Genomic DNA, 17144 nt, shown 5'->3' on the forward strand with positions numbered 1-17144 from the left:
TCAGCAGAGCGTTTCGACCAGCCTCGCCGACGTGCCATCGGACAGCGTGAGCCGCGTCCATCGGCACAGGCTGTGCGCGATGGGCACCAACTGCGAATCGTTGGTGCCCGTGACGAATTCCAACGAGGGCGGCGCGAGCGCATCGCGCCAGCCGATGTCTTCGAGCATCGCTTCCTTGCCCGCGATCTCCGGCGTGGCATAGCGCCAGAGCGAGCGGCCCAGCAGCGTGGAGAGCGGCGCGCCGAACTCGGTGGCCCTGCGCGAGGAGCAGGCCAGCAGGCGATGCGTGATGTCGCACACCAGATGCAGCGGCCGCGGGCTCTCGTTGACCAGCCTTGCGAGCGCATGGTCGGCGGCGGCATCGAGCCGGGCCGACAACAGCGCTTCAGCGCGTGCGCGCTCGGCGGGCTCCATCGCTTGCGTGCCGGACTCCCAGCGCGAGATGGTCGATTGGTTGACGTTGAAGAGCTCGGCGGCGTGCGATTGCTTCACGCGGTGGACCAGGCGCCAGCGCTTGAGGGCCGGGCCCAGGGCGGGGGTTAGGAGCGGGGCTTGCATGTCGGTTTATTGCCGTGACAGGTGGGCATTTTGTTTTGGTTTGCCGATGTGGGCAAAGTTGGCTTGGTGCGCGATTTGTTCACTGCATCGAGGTCTCGATGCGGCGCGTATGTTCTTACATTTGAAGGACCGCCGCGCCTCACGGCGTGACATCGATGCACACCGCAGCGATGTCGATGTGAGGCACAAAAGGCGACGGCCAAGGTGCGCTAACACCATGGCCGTCTGACCAATCAACGTGCATTACCTTGGAAGGACCGCACATCAATGGCTGATCAAATTATCGCCGGGCAGAACACGCCCACCTCCGTCAACGCAACCTCAGCGCAGGACGCGAAAGACATTCTTGAGAACAAGTTGACCCAACTGCGGTCTCTACTGAGCTGCTGCTATGGAGACTGCAGCGATTGGTTCGACGCGATTGGGTCGCGACATCGTGACAACATCATGTGGATTGCCGCTGACTTGGTTGAAGAGGCGGAAACGTTGCTTCAAAAGGTTGCAGGATGCGACTCAAACTCGATCGAGACTTAACAGAGTCCGTTGTAGCGCCAAGAGCTGGATCTGATTTTCGAAATCAGTTTCGGCTCGTTCCCTTTTTCAACAAAACTATATGCAGATTTCCAATTTCATCTAGGCCAAATGTGACGCTATCGCCTTCTTTTGCCTGCGCCATTACCGAATTTGTCTTGAAATAAAGGCGATATTCACTTCGCGTCGGATGTGCTTCCCGAGCTTCATACCAGGTGACCTCCGATTGAGCGGTGGTCGCGTGGCCGCTGACTGAGAAGAAAGCAATTTTTGAAAAATCGGTAAGCCCAAAAATCCTCTTGAGTTCTGCTATGCCATTAAATTCGTGCTGATTTGATCTATTCGGATCGGCTTCGACAGCCGAGAGAGTCTTTGTGCAAGAAGCTTGAAATTTAGTTGGCCCGTGAGTCATGACTCGATTCCCTTTCTCGTTGATGATGATTTCTGGTGTGTGCAGTCTGTCTTTGATGGAGTCGCTTCTCGGCAGCGCACTGGTTTTCGCCATTGATGGGAGAACCGCCAATAGGGTAACAGGGCGTTTGTCCGGCATGTTGCGTTATGGGGTTACAGATTCCCGGCGTCTGCCTGGTTTTCGTCCCGCCTGCTGAAAATATTCTCGAAAGGACGATTTTGGGACACGCTGTCTGCTATTCTTCCCAGATTACGGAGAATACTGATGGGCGACCCGAACGACTTCCTTGACATCCTGCGCGACGCGCTGACTCGCTTCAACAAAAAAGAGCTTGCTGAGCGTCTTGATCTAGACCCCAAGACCATCGGTCGCTGGGAGCGGCAGGAAACACATCCTTCCGCCTTGGAGATGCCAGCCATCCGCGACATCCTGATCGCCGAAAAGCGCAAAGTATCCAGCCCAACTGCCTCTGATTTCACCTTTATCGACCTCTTCGCGGGCATTGGTGGCAACCGCAAGGCCTTCGAACTGGCGGGTGGCAAGTGCATTTTCACAAGCGAATGGAATCCGTTTGCTGTGAAGACATACAAGGCAAACTTCTCGCATGACCACCGCTTCGAAGGAGATATCACCAAGGTCGACGAGCACAGCGTCCCCGATCACGATGTGTTGTTAGCGGGCTTCCCTTGTCAGGCATTCTCAATTGCGGGAGTTTCCAAGAAGAACTCGTTGGGCCGTGATCACGGCTTCAAAGACAAGACCCAAGGAACACTGTTCTTCGATGTAGCTCGCATCCTCGCGGCCAAGCGTCCCAAGGCGTTTCTCCTCGAAAACGTCAAGAACCTGGTTAGTCACGACAAGGGCAACACCTTTCGCATCATCCGGGAGACGCTCGAAAAAGAGCTGGGCTATCACATTGAATACAAGGTCGTAGATGGGCAGCATTTCGTGCCACAGCATCGCGAGCGCATTCTGATCGCCGGCTTCCAGCGCGATGCGGGTTTCCGGTGGGCAGATGTCCATCTGCCAGAGCACGGTCCCCGCCTGAAATCGATTCTTCACCCGCAAGATGGCAGTGAGAAAACAGAAGAGCCGTACACGACCGGCTCCAAAGGGAAGATCGCCGACCGCTACACACTGACAGATAACCTCTGGGCCTATCTGCAGGCATATGCTGCCAAGCACAAGGCGGCCGGTAATGGATTCGGCTTCGGTCTGGTTGACGGTCGTTCGGTTACCCGGACGCTTTCGGCCCGTTACCACAAAGACGGTTCGGAGATTCTTGTCTCGCAGGGCAGCAGGAAGAATCCGCGGCGGCTTACGCCTCGCGAATGTGCTCGCCTTATGGGTTTTCCGAAAGACTTCATCATTCCGGTCAGCGACACGCAGGCTTATCGGCAGTTCGGCAATTCGGTGGTTATGCCGGTTATGGCTGCCGCCGCTACTGCAATGAAGCCCGCAATCGTGACCTTGATCGAAGAGCAAAAGAACGCAGCCCAACTGACGCTCGCCTGAAGTGGACATAGTCGATAGCGCCACGCGTAGTCGGATGATGTCCGGCATTCGTGGCCGCGACACAAAGATCGAAATGGTTGTGCGCAAGGCCTTGCATGCGAGGGGACTTCGCTACCGGTTGAACAACCGATCTTTGCCGGGGAGGCCGGACATCGCGTTCATGGCGGCGAAAGCCGCGGTGTTGATGCACGGATGCTTCTGGCACGGTCATGACTGTTCGTTTTTTCGACTTCCCGCTTCGAACACCGAGTTCTGGAGAGAGAAGATAGATGCCAATCGCGCACGCGATGCCAGGACGCTCGACGCGCTGCATGCCCTCGGGTGGCGCACCGCGACGATCTGGGAGTGCGCGATTCGTGGCAGGCCGATGGAGGAGTTTGCGAGCCTGCTTGACTGCCTTGAAAACTGGGTGCGTGTAGGGGCTGGGCATCTAGAGCTGCGAGCGCCGATGGGCGCCGCTCTCCCGCGGCCGGAAGTAAAGCGCGCCCAAAACGAGAAGAAAAAGTGACCAACGATTTGCTGCAAAGCGACCTTTTTACGTTCGAGTCGGAAGCTTCACTGGACGAACTCGCGGCTGTTCTTGAGGGGGCGGAGCAGGTCTATCTGAAAAAACTTTCGTTGAACGATTGGCAATGGAGCGAGAACCCGAGTGCCCATCAAGGCGGCGTTTACATACCGCACGAGGATAGGGATGGTGGGTTTTTTCCGCCCTTAAGCCTGAAGGAACGTGCCGGAGGCGGAGCACCCATTCGCGAAATCTGGTTTGACCTGCATTGGCCGCAGGCAGAAGTCACCAAAACTGCCCGGCTCGTTCACTACACAAGCAAAGGTCAGGAAACGCATCTCACCAACGTAGTCAAGGAGCCATTCCGCGGCGTGAGCCCGGCATCGTTCCTGCTTATTGCGCGGCGACGACTGCGCACAGGCGAGTTGCAGTTCACGGCATTCATTGCCGACTCCGGAGGGCTTGGCGTCGGCTATCTACACGATCTTTTCCGTTTTGCCTCGGACTTCATCTCCGGCTGTTTTGTCCCGGAAGCCGCCGCCCGGGATTCTGCGGATCGAGCGCTCAGCTATGTCGAGCAAGCCGTGGTTGCCTGGCGTGAAGGGTCGCTGGTTGAATTTGCAGCGATCCATGCGGCGATTCCGAGCACCAGCAGGATGGCCGAACTGGCGCAAACGGAGTACATGAACGCCAATTCCCTCAACTTGCTCGATCCATTCGCGCTCGCCGCGCCGGGAGATGCGGTCATGCGCATCAGTCGGGATATTGAATATCGTCTGTTCAAGGACTTCGAACTGCGAGCGAGATCCGTAGAACTGGTCCGTATCGTCTTTGGGCTCGACAGCGCCACTACTACGGTTGAGGGCGCTATCCGATCGCTCATCACCGAATTTCCGCGCATCGACAAAGTGCTTTTATCTGCGGCACAGCAGCGCAAGTCTCGTGCGGGGAAGTCTTTCGAGCTTCATATCGAACGACTTTTGAAGGACGGCGGAATTCCATATGAGGCACAGGTCGTTATCGAGTCTAAGAAGAGACCAGATTTCGTGCTTCCGGACTTTCTTCTCTATTCGGATCCCACGCGGATCCGGCAGGAGGCACTTGTGCTCAGTGCCAAAACGACGCTGCGCGAGCGCTGGAAGCAGGTTCACGGCGAAATCCGGAATTGCGATCTCTATCTCGCGACGGTTGACGAAAACGTCGCTGCCAGCGTGATCTCGGAAATGGCCGAAGCCGGAATCTGCCTCGTTGTACCGGAGTCACTAAAGGCCTCGGATGCGGCCGCCTACCGGCGACAGGCAAACGTCATCTCTTTCGGGGAGTTTTTTGAGACCCATATTCGGAAGCGGCGCTTCCCGCTCTGGCGCGCAAGAAGTGCAAATCATTGAAATGATGTCCTTCAGAGTAAAAAAGCCCCGCTATCTGAGATAGCGGGGCTTTTACTTTTTGGTGCCGGAGAGATGAATCGAACACCCGACCTTCTCATTACGAATGAGCTGCTCTACCGACTGAGCTACACCGGCGAAGCCTCAGATTATAGCCACGTCTTCAGGCCTTTTCGGCGTGGTACTGGGTCAAACGCTCAACTTCGTTACGTGAACCCAACATCACGCTCACGCGCTCGTGCAGCTTGGTGGGCTTCAGGTCCAGGATGCGTTGCTTGCCGTTCGTGGCCGCGCCGCCGGCCTGCTCGACCAGCCAGCTCATCGGGTTGGCCTCGTACATCAGGCGCAGCTTGCCGGCCTTTTCGGGTTCGCGCTTGTCCCACGGGTACATGAACACGCCGCCGCGCATCAGGATGCGGTGCACGTCGGCCACCATGCTGGCAATCCAGCGCATGTTGAAGTCCTTGCCGCGCGGGCCTTCCTTGCCGGCCAGGCATTCGTCGATGTAGCGCTTCATGGGCTCGTCCCAGTGGCGCATGTTGCTCATGTTGATCGCAAATTCCTTCGTATCGACCGGAATCTGGATGTCTTCCTGCGTCAGCACGAAGCTGCCTTGCTCGCGGTCGAGCGTGAACATGGCCACGCCGTTGCCCACGGTCAGCACCAGGGTGGTCTGCGGGCCGTAGATGCAGTAGCCGGCGGCCACCTGTTGCGTGCCGGGCTGCAGAAAGTCGCTTTCCTGCACGCCGGGGTGTTCGTCGGGCTTCTTGAGCACGCTGAAGATGGTGCCGATGCTCACGTTCACGTCGATGTTGCTGCTGCCGTCGAGCGGGTCGAACATCAGCAGATATTCGCCCTGCGGGTAGCGGTTGGGCACCACGTAGATGCTGTCCATTTCCTCGCTGGCCATGGCCGCGAGGTGGCCGCCCCATTCGTTGGCCTCGATGAGCACTTCGTTGGCGATGATGTCCAGCTTCTTCTGGATCTCGCCCTGCACGTTCTCGCTCTCGGCGGTGCCGAGCACGCCGCCCAGCGCGCCCTTGTTGACGGCCTGGCTGATGCTCTTGCAGGCGCGGGCCACCACTTCGAGCAGCAGGCGCAACTGGCCGGGAATAAGGCCGTCGGCGCGCTGTTGTTCGACGAGGTAGCGGGTGAGGGAAATCTTTTGTTGAGCCATATGCTTTCTGTGTGTCTCTTGCTGCTGGGTTGCCGGCTTGCTTAGTTTCCGGCCAGGGCGCGGGTCACGACTTCGTGCGTGTCCTTGCTCAGGTCGGGCTTGGCGGCCACGCGGGCAATCGCTTCGCGCGCGGCGCTGCGGTACGGCTCGGCCAGCTTGCTCCAGCGGTCGAGCGCGCGCGCAAGGCGGGCGGCCACCTGAGGGTTGATGGCGTCGAGCTCGATCACGCGGTCGCTCCAGAACACGTAGCCGGCCGCGTCGGGGCGGTGAAAGGCGCCGGGGTTGGCGCTGCAATAGGCAAAGATCACGCTGCGTGCGCGGTTCGGGTTCTTGAGCGAGAAGTCCGGGTGCTTCATCAGCTGCTTGACCAGCGGCAGGATGTCGCCGCCGCGGTCGCCGGCGCCGGCCTGCAGCGAGAACCACTTGTCGATGACCAGCGCCTCGTCCTTGAAGATCGCGTGGAAGCGCGCCAGCGCCTGCGCCGCGAGCGCGTGGCCCGACAACACCAGCGCGTTGAGCGCGTTGAAGCGGTCGGTCATGTTGCCCGCGTCCTTGAAGCGCTGCAGCGTCTTGCCGGGCCACACAGCATCGCCCGAGGCGCGCGCCGCCAGGCACAAGAAGTTGAGCGCCATGCCGGCCAGCGCGCGGCGGCCCGACGAGGTCGGGTCGGGGCTGTAGGCGCCGGTGTCGTGGTTCTCTTCATACGCCCACTGCCAGTCGGCAAAGAGGGCGGTGGCCAGTTGCGCGCGCATGGCTTCGCGCACGAGGTGCACGCGCTGCGGATCGACCACTTCGAGCTGCTCGGCAATGTAGGTTTCCGAAGGCAGCGTGAGCACCAGTTCCTTGAAGGCGGCGTCGAGTTGCGGGTTGCGCAGCACGCTGCGCATGGCGTCGATGTAGGCGTCGTTCAGCACCGGGGTGGTGTCGGTCGCCAGCGCGGCAATGCCTTGCAGCGCGGCGCGCAGGCCCAGGCGCTGGCCGGCTTCCCAGCGGTTGAACGGGTCGGGGTCGTTGGCCAGCAGGGTGAGCAGTTGGGCGTCGGAGTACTCGAAGTCGAGAATCACCGGCGCGCTGAAGCCGCGCAAGATCGAAGGCACGGGTTCGGCGTCGAGGCCCACGAAGGTGAGCTGTTCGCCGGCGCGCGACAGCACCAGCGTGCGCGTGCCGCGCGTCACTTCGCTTTCGCCTTCGAGCTGCACCGGCAGTTCGCGGCCGTGGGCATCGAGCAGGCCGATGTTCAGCGGAATGACGAAGGGTTCCTTGGTCGGCTGGCCCGGCGTGGGCGGGCAGCTTTGCACCACGCTCAGCGTGTAACTGCGGTTCTGCGCGTCGTACACGCCGTGCGCGGCCAGGCGGGGCGTGCCGGCCTGGCTGTACCAGCGCTTGAACTGCGGCAGTTGGCGGGCCAGTTCCGAATCGGGGTTGGCGTCGGCAATGGCCTGTGCGAAGTCGTCGCAGGTCACGGCCTGGCCATCGAAGCGTTCGAAGTAGAGGGTGATGCCCTTCTCGAAGCCCTTGCGGCCGACCAGCGTCTGCATCATGCGGACGACTTCGGCGCCCTTTTCATAGATGGTGACGGTGTAGAAGTTGCTGATCTCGATGTAGCTGTCGGGCCGCACCGGGTGGGCCATGGGGCCGGCGTCTTCGGGGAACTGGGCGGTGCGCAGCACGCGCACGTCTTCGATGCGCTTCACGGCGCGGGCCGAGGCGTCGGCGCACAGGTCCTGGCTGAATTCCTGGTCGCGGAAGACGGTCAGGCCTTCTTTCAGCGAGAGCTGGAACCAGTCGCGGCAGGTCACGCGGTCGCCGCTCCAGTTGTGGAAGTACTCGTGGCCGACCACGCTTTCGATGTTGCTGTAGTCGGCGTCGGTGGCGGTGGCCTGGTTGGCCAGAACGTACTTCGTGTTGAAGATGTTCAGGCCCTTGTTTTCCATGGCGCCCATGTTGAAGTCGCTGGTGGCGACGATCATGAAGCGGTCCAGGTCGAGCGGCAGGCCGAAGCGGGCTTCATCCCACAGCACCGAGTTGATGAGCGAGTTCATCGCGTGCTCGGTCTTGTCGAGGTCGCCGGCGCGCACGTACACCTGCAGCAGATGTTCCTTGCCGTTGCGCGCCTTGATGCGCTGCTCGCGTGCGACCAGCTTGCCCGCCACCAGGGCGAACAGGTAGCTGGGTTTCCTGAACGGGTCGACCCACTTAGCGAAGTGGCGGCCTTCGGGCAGGTCGCCCTGTTCGACGAGGTTGCCGTTCGACAGCAGCACCGGATAGGCGGCCTTGGCGGCGCGCAGCGTCACGGTGTACATCGCCATCACGTCCGGACGGTCGAGGAAGTAGGTGATGCGGCGGAAGCCCTCGGCCTCGCACTGCGTGAAGAAGGTGTCTTCACTCACGAACAGGCCCATCAGCTTGGTGTTCTTGATGGGGCAGCAGGTGGTGAAGATTTCGAGTTCGAAGGCGTCGGGCAGCCCATCGATGACGAGCTGATCGCCTTCCATGCGGAACGACGCGCCCTGGCCGTTGACCAGCACGCGCGCCAGGTTCAGTTCGTCGCCGTGCAGGCGCAGCGGCTCCACCGGCACTTCGGGGTTGCGGCGCATCTGCATGCGGTTGAGCACGCGGGTCTTGGCGGGGTCGAGGTCGAAGGTGAGGTCGACGGTGTCGATCCAGTACGCCGGAGCGGCATAGTCTTCGCGGCGAATGGCAATCGGTTGGCCTTGGGCGTCACGCAGCAGCATCGAGGGTCTCCAGAAAATTCGAATGGGCGAGTTCGTTGTAGTCACGAACCGCGGCAATCACATGGGGGCCGGCAAGCTCGGCGGCGGTATGGGTGCTGCACACGGCCACGGCGCGCATGCCGCCACGGCGGGCGGCTTCGATGCCGAAGGGCGCGTCTTCGAAGACGATGCAGCGCTCGGGCGCGACGCCGATGCGGCGCGCGGCTTCAAGAAAGATCGCGGGCGTGGGCTTGCCGCTGAAGCCTTCGTCGCCACCGACGATGGCGAGCGGCAGCGGGTCCATCTTCAGGCGCGACATCGCGAACTCGATGTTGCCCTTGTCGCCCGCTGTGCCCACCGCCACCTTCAAGCCGCGCGCAACGGCGGCCTTGGCGAAGGCGGTGAAGCCCGCGACTTCGGTGAAGTTGTCGCTGAACATGGCACGGTAGATCTCTTCCTTCTCGTGCACCAGGGCCTGGCACTCCTCGTCGGAGAGCTCGCGGTCGAACAGCTCGCGCATGCACTCGGTGCCGGTGCGGCCCGTGGTGCGCGCCAGGATGTCGCTCACGTCGAGCTTCAGCCCGTGGCGCGCCACGAATTCGACCCACGAACGCGCATGCCAGGGCATGGAGTCGATCATGGTGCCGTCCATGTCGAAGATGAAGGCTTCGACCTTGCCGTGCGTCAGGCTCATTGGATTTACACGCCTTGCTTCAAAGAGGCTTCGATGAACACGTCGAGGTCGCCATCGAGCACCTTCTGCGTGGCCGAGACTTCGACGTTGGTGCGCAGGTCCTTGATGCGGCTGTTGTCCAGCACGTAGCTGCGGATCTGGTGGCCCCAGCCCACGTCGGTCTTGCTGTCTTCGAGCTTTTGCTGCTCTTCCTGGCGCTTGCGCATCTCGTGGTCGTACAGGCGCGAGCGCAGGCGCTTCCACGCCACGTCGCGGTTGCTGTGCTGGCTGCGGCCGTCCTGGCACTGCACCACGATGCCGGTCGGGATGTGCGTCAGGCGCACGGCCGAGTCGGTCTTGTTGATGTGCTGGCCGCCCGCGCCGCTGGCACGGAAGGTGTCGGTGCGCACGTCCGACGGGTTGATGTCGATCTCGATCGAGTCGTCGATCTCGGGGTACACGAAGATGCTGGCAAAGCTCGTGTGGCGCCCGCCCGACGAGTCGAACGGCGACTTGCGCACCAGGCGGTGCACGCCGGTCTCGGTGCGCAGCAGGCCGAAGGCGTAGTCGCCCTCGACCTTGATGGTCGCGCCCTTGATGCCGGCGGTGTCGCCGGGCGTCTCATCTTCGATCTGCGTCTTGAAGCCCTTGCGCTCGGCGTACTTCAGGTACTGGCGCAGCAGCATGCTGGCCCAGTCGCAAGCCTCGGTGCCACCGGCGCCGGCCTGGATGTCGATGAAGGCGTTGAGCGGATCGGCCGGGTTGTTGAACATCCGGCGGAATTCAAGCTGCTTGATGTCGGCTTCGAGCAGGCCCGCGTCATCGGCGATGGCCTGCAGGCCGTCCATGTCGCCGTCGGCCTTCGACATTTCGAAGAGCTCGGTGTTGTCCGAGAGCCCGTTGGTGAGCCGGTCGAGCGTGACGACCACGTCGTCGAGCGACTTCTTCTCTTTGCCCAGTTCCTGGGCCTTCTTCGGGTCGTTCCAGACGTTCGGGTCTTCGAGCGATGCGTTGACTGTCCTCAGTCGTTCAGCTTTGGCATCGTAGTCAAAGATACCTCCGTAAATCGACCGTGCGGACGCTCAGGTCCGCGAGCATTGCGCCGATTTGGTTGATCTGTTCTGCGTCCATGGGGTGTCCTGACTGTGTAGGGTTGGTGTTCGGGGGAACCGGGTATTTTCTCACGGGTGGAAAGGGCTCCCGAACCGGGGCTATTCGAGCAGGAAGTCCACGCTGATCGTGGCGGTGACGCTGATCTGGCCGACCGAGAGGTCGCCGTCCGCGCTGTCGCCCTGGGCCCCGGAACCCGGGGCCGACTGCACCGTGTTTTGCTGCATCAGGTTCTGGCCGCCCCGGTAGCTGCCGCTCCAGCCGCCCCAGCGCCAGCCGCTGTCTTCGCTGATCCGCACGGCCCGCCCGCGCTTCACGCCGAGCTGGGCGGTCAGGGCGTCGGCTTTCTCGCGTGCGGCAACGACGGCCAGTTCGCGGGCCTTGTCGCGGTGCTTGCGCATGTCGGAATTGCGGAACTCGATGTTCTCGACCTGGTTGACGCCCACGGCGAACAGGTCGGTCAGGAGGGGCTCGAAGCTGTCGAGCCTGGTGATCCGGATGCCGATGCTCTTGTGCGCGCGGTAGGCCACGGGGGTGATGCGGCTGACGTTGGTGTCGAAGTCGGGCTCCACCTGGATGTAGTTGAGCTGCACGTTCTTCTCGGGCACGCCGTGGCGCTTGATGACCGCGAGCGCCTTGGCAATGCGGTCGCTGTTGTCGCGGGTGGTCGCCTGCAGGTTCTTGTCGCGGCTTTCGACGCCGATGGTCAAGAACACTTCGTCGGGCGCCACGCGGACGGCGGCCGTGCCGGTCACGCTGATCTGGCCGGGTGTCGGGCCGGCGTCCGTGGCGCGCTGGGCCGAGGCGGTGTTGGCGACGCCAAACAGCGCCAGTGTCGCGAGACCGGCAAAGACGGCGGTGAGGCTGCGTCTGGAAAACATGGTGTGGACCCTCCGTGAGCTGTTGGAGCCCGGAAGATACCTTCAGACGAACGCCCGCCAAAAGAAAAAAGCCCCCTGGGCGCGTCGTGCGCACAGAGGGCAGGGGGCAAGGGGGAAGTCCGCGGTCCGGGTCAGAACGCCGGCACGAGCGAACCCTTGAACTGCGTTTCGATGAAGCTCTTCACCTCCGGCGACTGGTAGGCGGCCACGAGGCGCTTGGCCCAGGGCTTGTCCTTGTCGGCGCGGCGCACGGCGATCAGGTTGGCGTAGGGGCTCTTGGCCGATTCCTTGATCACGGCGTCCTTGTTGAGCGACAGGCCGGCCTTCTCGGCGTAGTCGTTGTTGATGGCGGCAATGGCCAGGTCGTCGAGCGAGCGCGGCAGCTGGGCGGCGTCGAGCGCGACCAGCTTCAGCTTCTTGGGGTTGGTCACCACGTCGAGCGGCGTGGCAGTGTTGTTCTTTACCGCCTCGGGCTTCAGCGTGATGAGGCCGGCCGCCTGCAGCAGCAGCAGGGCGCGGTTGCCGTTCGACGGGTCGTTCTGGATGCCGACCGAAGCGCCATCGGGCAACTGGTCGATCGACTTGATCTTGCGCGAGTAGAAGCCCAGCGGCGCCGTGATCGTCAGGCCCACGGGCACGAGGTCGAAGCCGCGTGCCTTGTTCTGGTTGTCCAGGAAGGGCTGGTGCTGGAACGCGTTGGCGTCGAGGTCGCCCGAGGCCAGCGCTGCATTGGGCAACTGGTAGTCGTTGAACACCACGAGCTGAATGTTCAGGCCGTCCTTGGCGGCGACCTTCTTGACCACTTCGAACACCTGCTCGGAACTGCCGACGGAGACGCCGACCTTCAGGGTGTTCTTGTCCTGCGCGAAGGCGGGGCTGCCGGCCAAAAGGGCGGCGGCCAGCGTGGCAAGGGCGAAGGTGCGGCGGCGGAAAGTGGTGTGCATGGTGACGCGAAATCAAAAAATGAAGGCGCGAATGTGGCACTGCAGCACGCGATTGGGAACGAACGAATAGGCATATCGATATGGCGTGTATGGCTCGCGTTCGGGTTTTCTTATGTGTTTACGTATATAAACACCATCCTTTTTCTTCGTTCCCTTTTGCCGCCTTTGTTTTCATACTCGGCACCTTTTTCGCGAACCTTCGTGTCCGGCGCTCTCGCTGGCCGCACTTCTTCCCAATGAGCCATCCTTCGTCCGATGCGAGCCGCGGCAACGCGGCGCCGGTCATCCGTCTTCAATCGGTGCAGAAGTCTTTTGCCCTGCCCAGCGGCGAGGTGTTCGACGCCGTGCAGTCGCTCTCGCTCGACATCCACCAGGGCGACGTGTTCGGCCTGATCGGCAAGAGCGGCGCCGGCAAGTCCACGCTGCTGCGCCTCATCAACCTGTTGGAGCGGCCCGATGCGGGCAAGGTCTTCGTTGGCGGGCGCGACCTCACCACGCTTTCGCGCAGCGAGCTGCGCGACACGCGCCAGAACATCGGCATGATCTTCCAGCAGTTCAACCTGCTGCAGAACGCCACGGTGTTCGACAACGTGGCCTTCCCGTTGAAGATCCACGGCCGCCACTCCAAGGCCGAGATCGATGCGCGGGTGCGCGAATGCCTGGCTCTCGTGGGCCTGGCCGAAAAGATCGATACCTACCCGGCGCAGCTGTCGGGCGGCCAGAAGCAGCGCGTGGCCATCGCCCGCGCGCTGGCGCCGCGTCCGCAGGTGCTGCTGTGCGACGAGCCCACCTCGGCGCTCGACACCGAAACCACTCGCGCGCTGCTCGAAACGCTGCGCGACATCAACCAGAAGATCGGCGTGACCATCGTGATCGTCACGCACGAACTGTCGGTGGTCGAGGTGCTGTGCCGCAACGTAGCCATTCTTGAAAAAGGCCGGCTGATCGAACAGTTCGCCGTCGATGCGCCGGGACCCGAGCGCAAGACCGCGCTGGGCCGCGAAATCGACGAGCTGGTGCGCCGCCGCGAAAGGGATGTGCGCGAAGCCCGCGAATCCGCTGCACCCGGCGCCTCGCTGAACCTTAACGCCCAGGAGCCGGCCTATGTTTGAAAACATCGCTCCCATCCTTCCCGAGCTGTGGGTTGCCACGGGCCAGACGTTCATGATGCTGGCCATCGGCCTGTCGGCCGCGGTGCTGATCGGCGGGCCGCTGGGCATCCTGCTGTTCTTGCTGGGCCCCGGCCAGTCGCTGGAAAACAAGCCGGCGTTCCTGGTGCTGAACTGGATCGTGAACACGGTCCGTTCCTTTCCCTTCATCATCTTGCTGGTGGCGTTGGTGCCGTTCACGCGGGTGATCGCGGGCACCTCCATCGGGCCGCTGGCAGCCGCGGTGCCACTGTCGTTCGCGGCCATTCCGTACCTGGCGCGCCTGGTGGACCAGTGCCTGCGCGAAGTGCCGCGCGGCGTGATCGAGGCGGCGCACGCCATGGGCGCCTCGGAGCTGCAGATCGTCTGGCGCGTGCTGCTGGTCGAGGCCCGCTCGGGTCTGGTGCTGGCGCTGACCGTGCTGGCCGTGAGCTTTCTCTCGTACTCGGCCGTGGCCGGCGTGGTGGGCGGCGGCGGTATCGGCGACCTGGCGATCCGTTACGGCTACTACCGCTTCCAGACCGACGTGATGGTGCTCACCGTGGCGCTGCTCGTGGTGCTGGTGCAGATCCTGCAGTTCGTGGGCAACACCGCGGCGCGCCGGCTCGACAAGCGTTGATCTTTTCCTGCTTTCCTTTTTTCATCTTCTTCTCTCTGTTCATTTCATGAAAACCGCACTGCTGCGCCGTTCCGTTCTCGCCCTGTCCCTCGTTGCGCTGTCGTTCGGCGGCCTCTCGCTGCAGGCCCACGCGCAAGACCCCGCCAAGAAGAACCTCGTGATCGGTGGCACCGCCGGCTCCAACGCCGACCAGCTCAAGGTCGGCATCATTCCGATCCTTGAAAAGAAGGGCTACAAGGTCAAGCTGGTCGAGTTCAACGACTACGTGCAGCCCAACCTCGCGCTGGCCCAGGGCTCGCTCGACGCCAACTTCTTCCAGCATCAGGTCTACCTGAAGAAGTTCGCGGCCGACCAGAAGCTCGACCTTGCCGAACTGGTGCAAGGCCCGATCGCGCCGATGGGCGTGTACTCGACCAAGCGCAAGACGCTGGCCGACGTGAAGGAAGGCGACCGCGTGACGCTGCCGAACGACCCGAGCAACCTGGCCCGTGCGCTGGTGCTGCTGGAGCAGAACAAGCTCCTCACCATCAAGGCCGGCATCGACCCGCTGCGCGCGTCTGAAAAAGACGTGGCCGAGAACCCGAAGAAGCTGAAGTTCATTCCGCTCGAAGCAGCACAACTGCCGCGTTCGCTGGGCGACACCGAGTACGCGATCGTCAATGGCAACTTCGCGATCTCGTCGGGCCTGAAGCTCACCGAGGCCGTGGTGCTCGAGAAGACGCCCGACTACTACCTCAATGTGGTCGCCGTGAAGACGGCCGACAAGAACACCCAGTGGGCCAAGGACATCGCCGAGGCCTACCGCTCGAAGGAATTCAAGGCGGTGGTCGACAGCAAGTTCCAGGGCTACGCCAAGCCCAGCTTCCTGCAGTAAACACACCCATCAAGCAAGGACGCCCACATGCCCGTGCTCGCCATATTCGATGCCCAAGGAAGCTGGCGCGACACGCATGTGTGCGACGGCTGGATCACCGAGCGCCTAGCGGAGCAGGGGGTGAGCTGGGGGCGCGGCAAGGCCAAGGGGCAGCGCGTGCTCGACAGCGCGGGACTGTTCTACGTGCCGACGGTCGACGGGTATCTGGGGCTGCTGCTGGAGGCCGGCGAGTGGGCAGCGATGCCTTCTGGCAAGCCGCATTTCTTCGATGCGGGCGAGGCAGAGTCTCTTGAAGGCTTGCCTGTTGCGTTGCCACTCTTCGATGCGTTCGTCGAAGAAGTGCTGTCGATGACGGGCAACGACGCCGACGAAGGGTGATTTAGCGCGGACTCTTGAAGTCCGTGTCTGATCTGTTCAGGACCTTTCCGATGTTCGTCGGGTTGGCTGTGTGGCGCGATGCGGGGTCATTCAGGGTGTGTGCGAATGACACCGGGTACTCCCCTCCGCGAATGTCCCCCGCTTCGCTCCTCCTTTATTTCGCTGCGGGGAGCACCCGGTGCCATTCGCACGGGGCACGCTGCGGGTGTGCTGCCGATCAACGACTACTCTGATAACGCTCACGCCGATGGCGTGCTCCCCGCAGCGAAATAAAGGAGGAGGGGCGCAGCCCCGGGGGACATTCGCGGAGGGGAGTACGCCATCGGCGTGAGCGCGCCCTGAACGCAACACCCCCATCGCGCACAGTCAGGCCGCCAGCCGCTGAGCCGCCCGCCCGCCCGGCCGCGCCAACCCCAGATGGTCACGCAGCGTGCGCCCCTCGTACTCGGTGCGAAAGATGCCGCGCTTCTGCAGGATCGGCACCACGCCGGCCACGAAATCCTGCAGCCCGTGCGGCAGCGCATCGGGCATCAGGTTGAAGCCATCGGCCGCGCCGCCCTTGAACCAATGCTCGATGTCGTCCGCGATCTGCTCGGGCGTGCCGACGATCACACGGTGACCGCCGCCGCCCGCCAGTTCCCGGATCAACTGGCGCACCGTGTAGCCGTGTGTGCGGCCAGCCGCCACCACTGCGTTGAAGAAGGTGTGGTTGCCGTTGCCATTGCCGGGCAACGGCAGGTTGTCGGGCAGGCGCTCGTCGAGCTTCAGCCGGTCGGGCGTGATGCCCAGCGTGCCGGCGAGGCGCGTGAGGCTGTAGTCCCACGGAATGAGGTCGACCAGTTCGTCGCGGCGGCGGCGCGCTTCTGCTTCCGTGCTGCCGATGATGGTGGTGAGCCCGGCCAGCACCTTCACCGCATCGGGGCCGCGGCCCAACTCGGCCGCGCGAGTCTTGAGGGCGCGCGCATAGGCCAGCGATTCTTCGAAGGACTGCGATGCCGAGAACACCGCCTCGGCATGGCGCGACGCCAGCTCGCGGCCATCCGCCGATGCGCCGGCCTGCACCAGCACCGGATGGCCTTGCGGTGGGCGCGGCAGGTTCAGCGGCCCCTGCACCGTAAAGTGTTCGCCGCGGCGCGCAATCGCATGCACCTTGGCCGGGTCGATGAAGCTCCCCGTGGCCTTGTTGCCGACGAAGGCGTCGTCTTCCCAGCTGTCCCACAGCGCCTTCACGATATCGGTGAACTCCGAGGCGCGGGCGTAGCGCTTCGAATGGTCGGGCGTGGCGTCGAGGCCGAAGTTGCGTGCCGAGGGCAGGTCGGCCGTGGTCACCACGTTCCAGCCCGCGCGGCCGCCGCTCACATGGTCGAGCGTGGCGAAACGGCGCGCGATGTTGTAGGGCTCGTTGTAGCTGGTCGACGCGGTAGCGATCAGGCCGATGTGCGTGGTGGCCGCGGCGACACAGGCCAGCAGGATGGTGGGCTCCAGCGCGGTGATGGGCCGGAAGTGGATCTGGTCGACGATGGCCGCGTTGTCGGCCAGGAAGATCGCGTCCAGCTTGGCCGCCTCGGCAATCTGCGCCGTGCGGATGTAGTGCTGGATGTCGGCAAAGGCCCACGGGTCGCTCTCGGGCAGACGCCAGGCCGAGGGCACGAAGCCCGAGTGCAGGATGTTGACGTTCAGGTGCAGTTGCCTGCGGGGTGCGGTTGTGCTGCTGCTCATT

The 17144-nt window shown here is 62.8% G+C and carries 17 protein-coding genes and 1 tRNA gene; 8 read left to right on the forward strand and 10 right to left on the reverse strand.

What is annotated here, in order from left to right; genetic code table 11:
- The gene (locus tag BLQ28_RS10060) at positions 1–558 is read right to left on the reverse strand and encodes a helix-turn-helix domain-containing protein (protein ID WP_093238771.1); all 558 of its coding nucleotides are present in this window, start codon (positions 556–558) and stop codon (positions 1–3) included.
- Between the two features lie 267 nt (positions 559–825).
- On the opposite strand from BLQ28_RS10060, the gene BLQ28_RS10065 reads away from it, so the two are divergent.
- Positions 826–1092 (forward strand): hypothetical protein, encoded by a 267-nt coding sequence (locus BLQ28_RS10065; RefSeq protein ID WP_093238772.1) that lies wholly within the window; start codon positions 826–828, stop codon positions 1090–1092.
- Between the two features lie 43 nt (positions 1093–1135).
- Here the strand turns inward: BLQ28_RS10065 and BLQ28_RS10070 are convergent, their stop codons facing one another.
- Positions 1136–1639: a hypothetical protein gene (locus BLQ28_RS10070; protein ID WP_256327242.1), complete on the reverse strand. Its 504-nt coding sequence runs from the start codon at positions 1637–1639 to the stop codon at positions 1136–1138.
- Positions 1640–1765: 126 nt separating this feature from the next.
- Between BLQ28_RS10070 and dcm the strand changes: the two genes are divergently transcribed.
- The 3 genes from dcm to BLQ28_RS10085 are packed head-to-tail and all read left to right on the forward strand — an operon-like array spanning position 1766 to position 4909.
- The gene (gene dcm, locus BLQ28_RS10075) at positions 1766–3016 is read left to right on the forward strand and encodes a DNA (cytosine-5-)-methyltransferase (RefSeq protein WP_093238775.1); all 1251 of its coding nucleotides are present in this window, start codon (positions 1766–1768) and stop codon (positions 3014–3016) included.
- 1 nt (position 3017) lies between these two features.
- Complete coding sequence (locus tag BLQ28_RS10080) at positions 3018–3524, forward strand: very short patch repair endonuclease (RefSeq protein ID WP_256327243.1); 507 nt, start codon at positions 3018–3020, stop codon at positions 3522–3524.
- Positions 3521–4909, forward strand: coding sequence for a type II restriction endonuclease (locus BLQ28_RS10085; protein ID WP_093238777.1), 1389 nt, complete (start codon positions 3521–3523; stop codon positions 4907–4909). The genes BLQ28_RS10080 and BLQ28_RS10085 overlap by 4 nt, the downstream gene beginning before the upstream one ends.
- A 59-nt stretch (positions 4910–4968) precedes the next feature.
- Here the strand turns inward: BLQ28_RS10085 and BLQ28_RS10090 are convergent.
- The 7 genes from BLQ28_RS10090 to BLQ28_RS10120 form a co-directional block, all read right to left on the reverse strand.
- Positions 4969–5044 (reverse strand) — tRNA-Thr (locus BLQ28_RS10090).
- Between the two features lie 25 nt (positions 5045–5069).
- On the reverse strand, positions 5070–6083 hold the full coding sequence (locus BLQ28_RS10095; RefSeq protein ID WP_093238778.1) for a class 1 fructose-bisphosphatase: 1014 nt from the start codon (positions 6081–6083) through the stop codon (positions 5070–5072).
- A gap of 41 nt (positions 6084–6124) precedes the next feature.
- Positions 6125–8818, reverse strand: coding sequence for an aminopeptidase N (gene pepN, locus BLQ28_RS10100; protein WP_093238780.1), 2694 nt, complete (start codon positions 8816–8818; stop codon positions 6125–6127).
- The gene (locus BLQ28_RS10105; protein WP_093238781.1) at positions 8805–9491 is read right to left on the reverse strand and encodes an HAD family hydrolase; all 687 of its coding nucleotides are present in this window, start codon (positions 9489–9491) and stop codon (positions 8805–8807) included. Before BLQ28_RS10105 ends, pepN begins: the two co-directional genes overlap by 14 nt.
- 5 nt (positions 9492–9496) lie before the next feature.
- Positions 9497–10601, reverse strand: a protein-coding gene (gene prfB / locus BLQ28_RS10110; RefSeq protein WP_143012466.1) for a peptide chain release factor 2 whose coding sequence is annotated in 2 segments (ribosomal slippage) — positions 9497–10519 and positions 10521–10601 — 1104 coding nt in all. Because the reading frame shifts where the segments join, the coding sequence is not laid out codon by codon here.
- 80 nt (positions 10602–10681) lie between these two features.
- The gene (locus BLQ28_RS10115) at positions 10682–11461 is read right to left on the reverse strand and encodes an SIMPL domain-containing protein (RefSeq protein ID WP_093238783.1); all 780 of its coding nucleotides are present in this window, start codon (positions 11459–11461) and stop codon (positions 10682–10684) included.
- A 131-nt stretch (positions 11462–11592) separates the two neighbouring features.
- Positions 11593–12405 (reverse strand): MetQ/NlpA family ABC transporter substrate-binding protein, encoded by an 813-nt coding sequence (locus BLQ28_RS10120; protein ID WP_093238784.1) that lies wholly within the window; start codon positions 12403–12405, stop codon positions 11593–11595.
- 236 nt (positions 12406–12641) lie between these two features.
- On the opposite strand from BLQ28_RS10120, the gene BLQ28_RS10125 reads away from it, so the two are divergent.
- Genes BLQ28_RS10125 through BLQ28_RS10140 form a run of 4 tightly spaced genes read left to right on the forward strand, consistent with a single transcriptional unit; the run spans position 12642 to position 15424 of the window.
- A complete protein-coding gene (locus BLQ28_RS10125; RefSeq protein WP_093238786.1) occupies positions 12642–13517 on the forward strand; it encodes a methionine ABC transporter ATP-binding protein in 876 nt (291 codons plus the stop codon).
- Complete coding sequence (locus tag BLQ28_RS10130) at positions 13510–14172, forward strand: methionine ABC transporter permease (RefSeq protein ID WP_093238787.1); 663 nt, start codon at positions 13510–13512, stop codon at positions 14170–14172. The genes BLQ28_RS10125 and BLQ28_RS10130 overlap by 8 nt, the downstream gene beginning before the upstream one ends.
- Positions 14173–14218: 46 nt before the next feature.
- Positions 14219–15046 (forward strand): MetQ/NlpA family ABC transporter substrate-binding protein, encoded by an 828-nt coding sequence (locus tag BLQ28_RS10135; protein ID WP_093238789.1) that lies wholly within the window; start codon positions 14219–14221, stop codon positions 15044–15046.
- A 27-nt stretch (positions 15047–15073) separates the two neighbouring features.
- Positions 15074–15424: a hypothetical protein gene (locus BLQ28_RS10140; RefSeq protein ID WP_093238790.1), complete on the forward strand. Its 351-nt coding sequence runs from the start codon at positions 15074–15076 to the stop codon at positions 15422–15424.
- A 366-nt stretch (positions 15425–15790) separates the two neighbouring features.
- On the opposite strand, the gene BLQ28_RS10145 is transcribed toward BLQ28_RS10140, so the two are convergent.
- On the reverse strand, positions 15791–17143 hold the full coding sequence (locus BLQ28_RS10145) for an LLM class flavin-dependent oxidoreductase (RefSeq protein WP_093238791.1): 1353 nt from the start codon (positions 17141–17143) through the stop codon (positions 15791–15793).
- Between the last annotated feature and the right edge of the window lies 1 nt (position 17144).

The organism is Variovorax sp. EL159 (genome assembly GCF_900100965.1).
Classification (GTDB): Bacteria; Pseudomonadota; Gammaproteobacteria; order Burkholderiales; family Burkholderiaceae_C; genus Variovorax.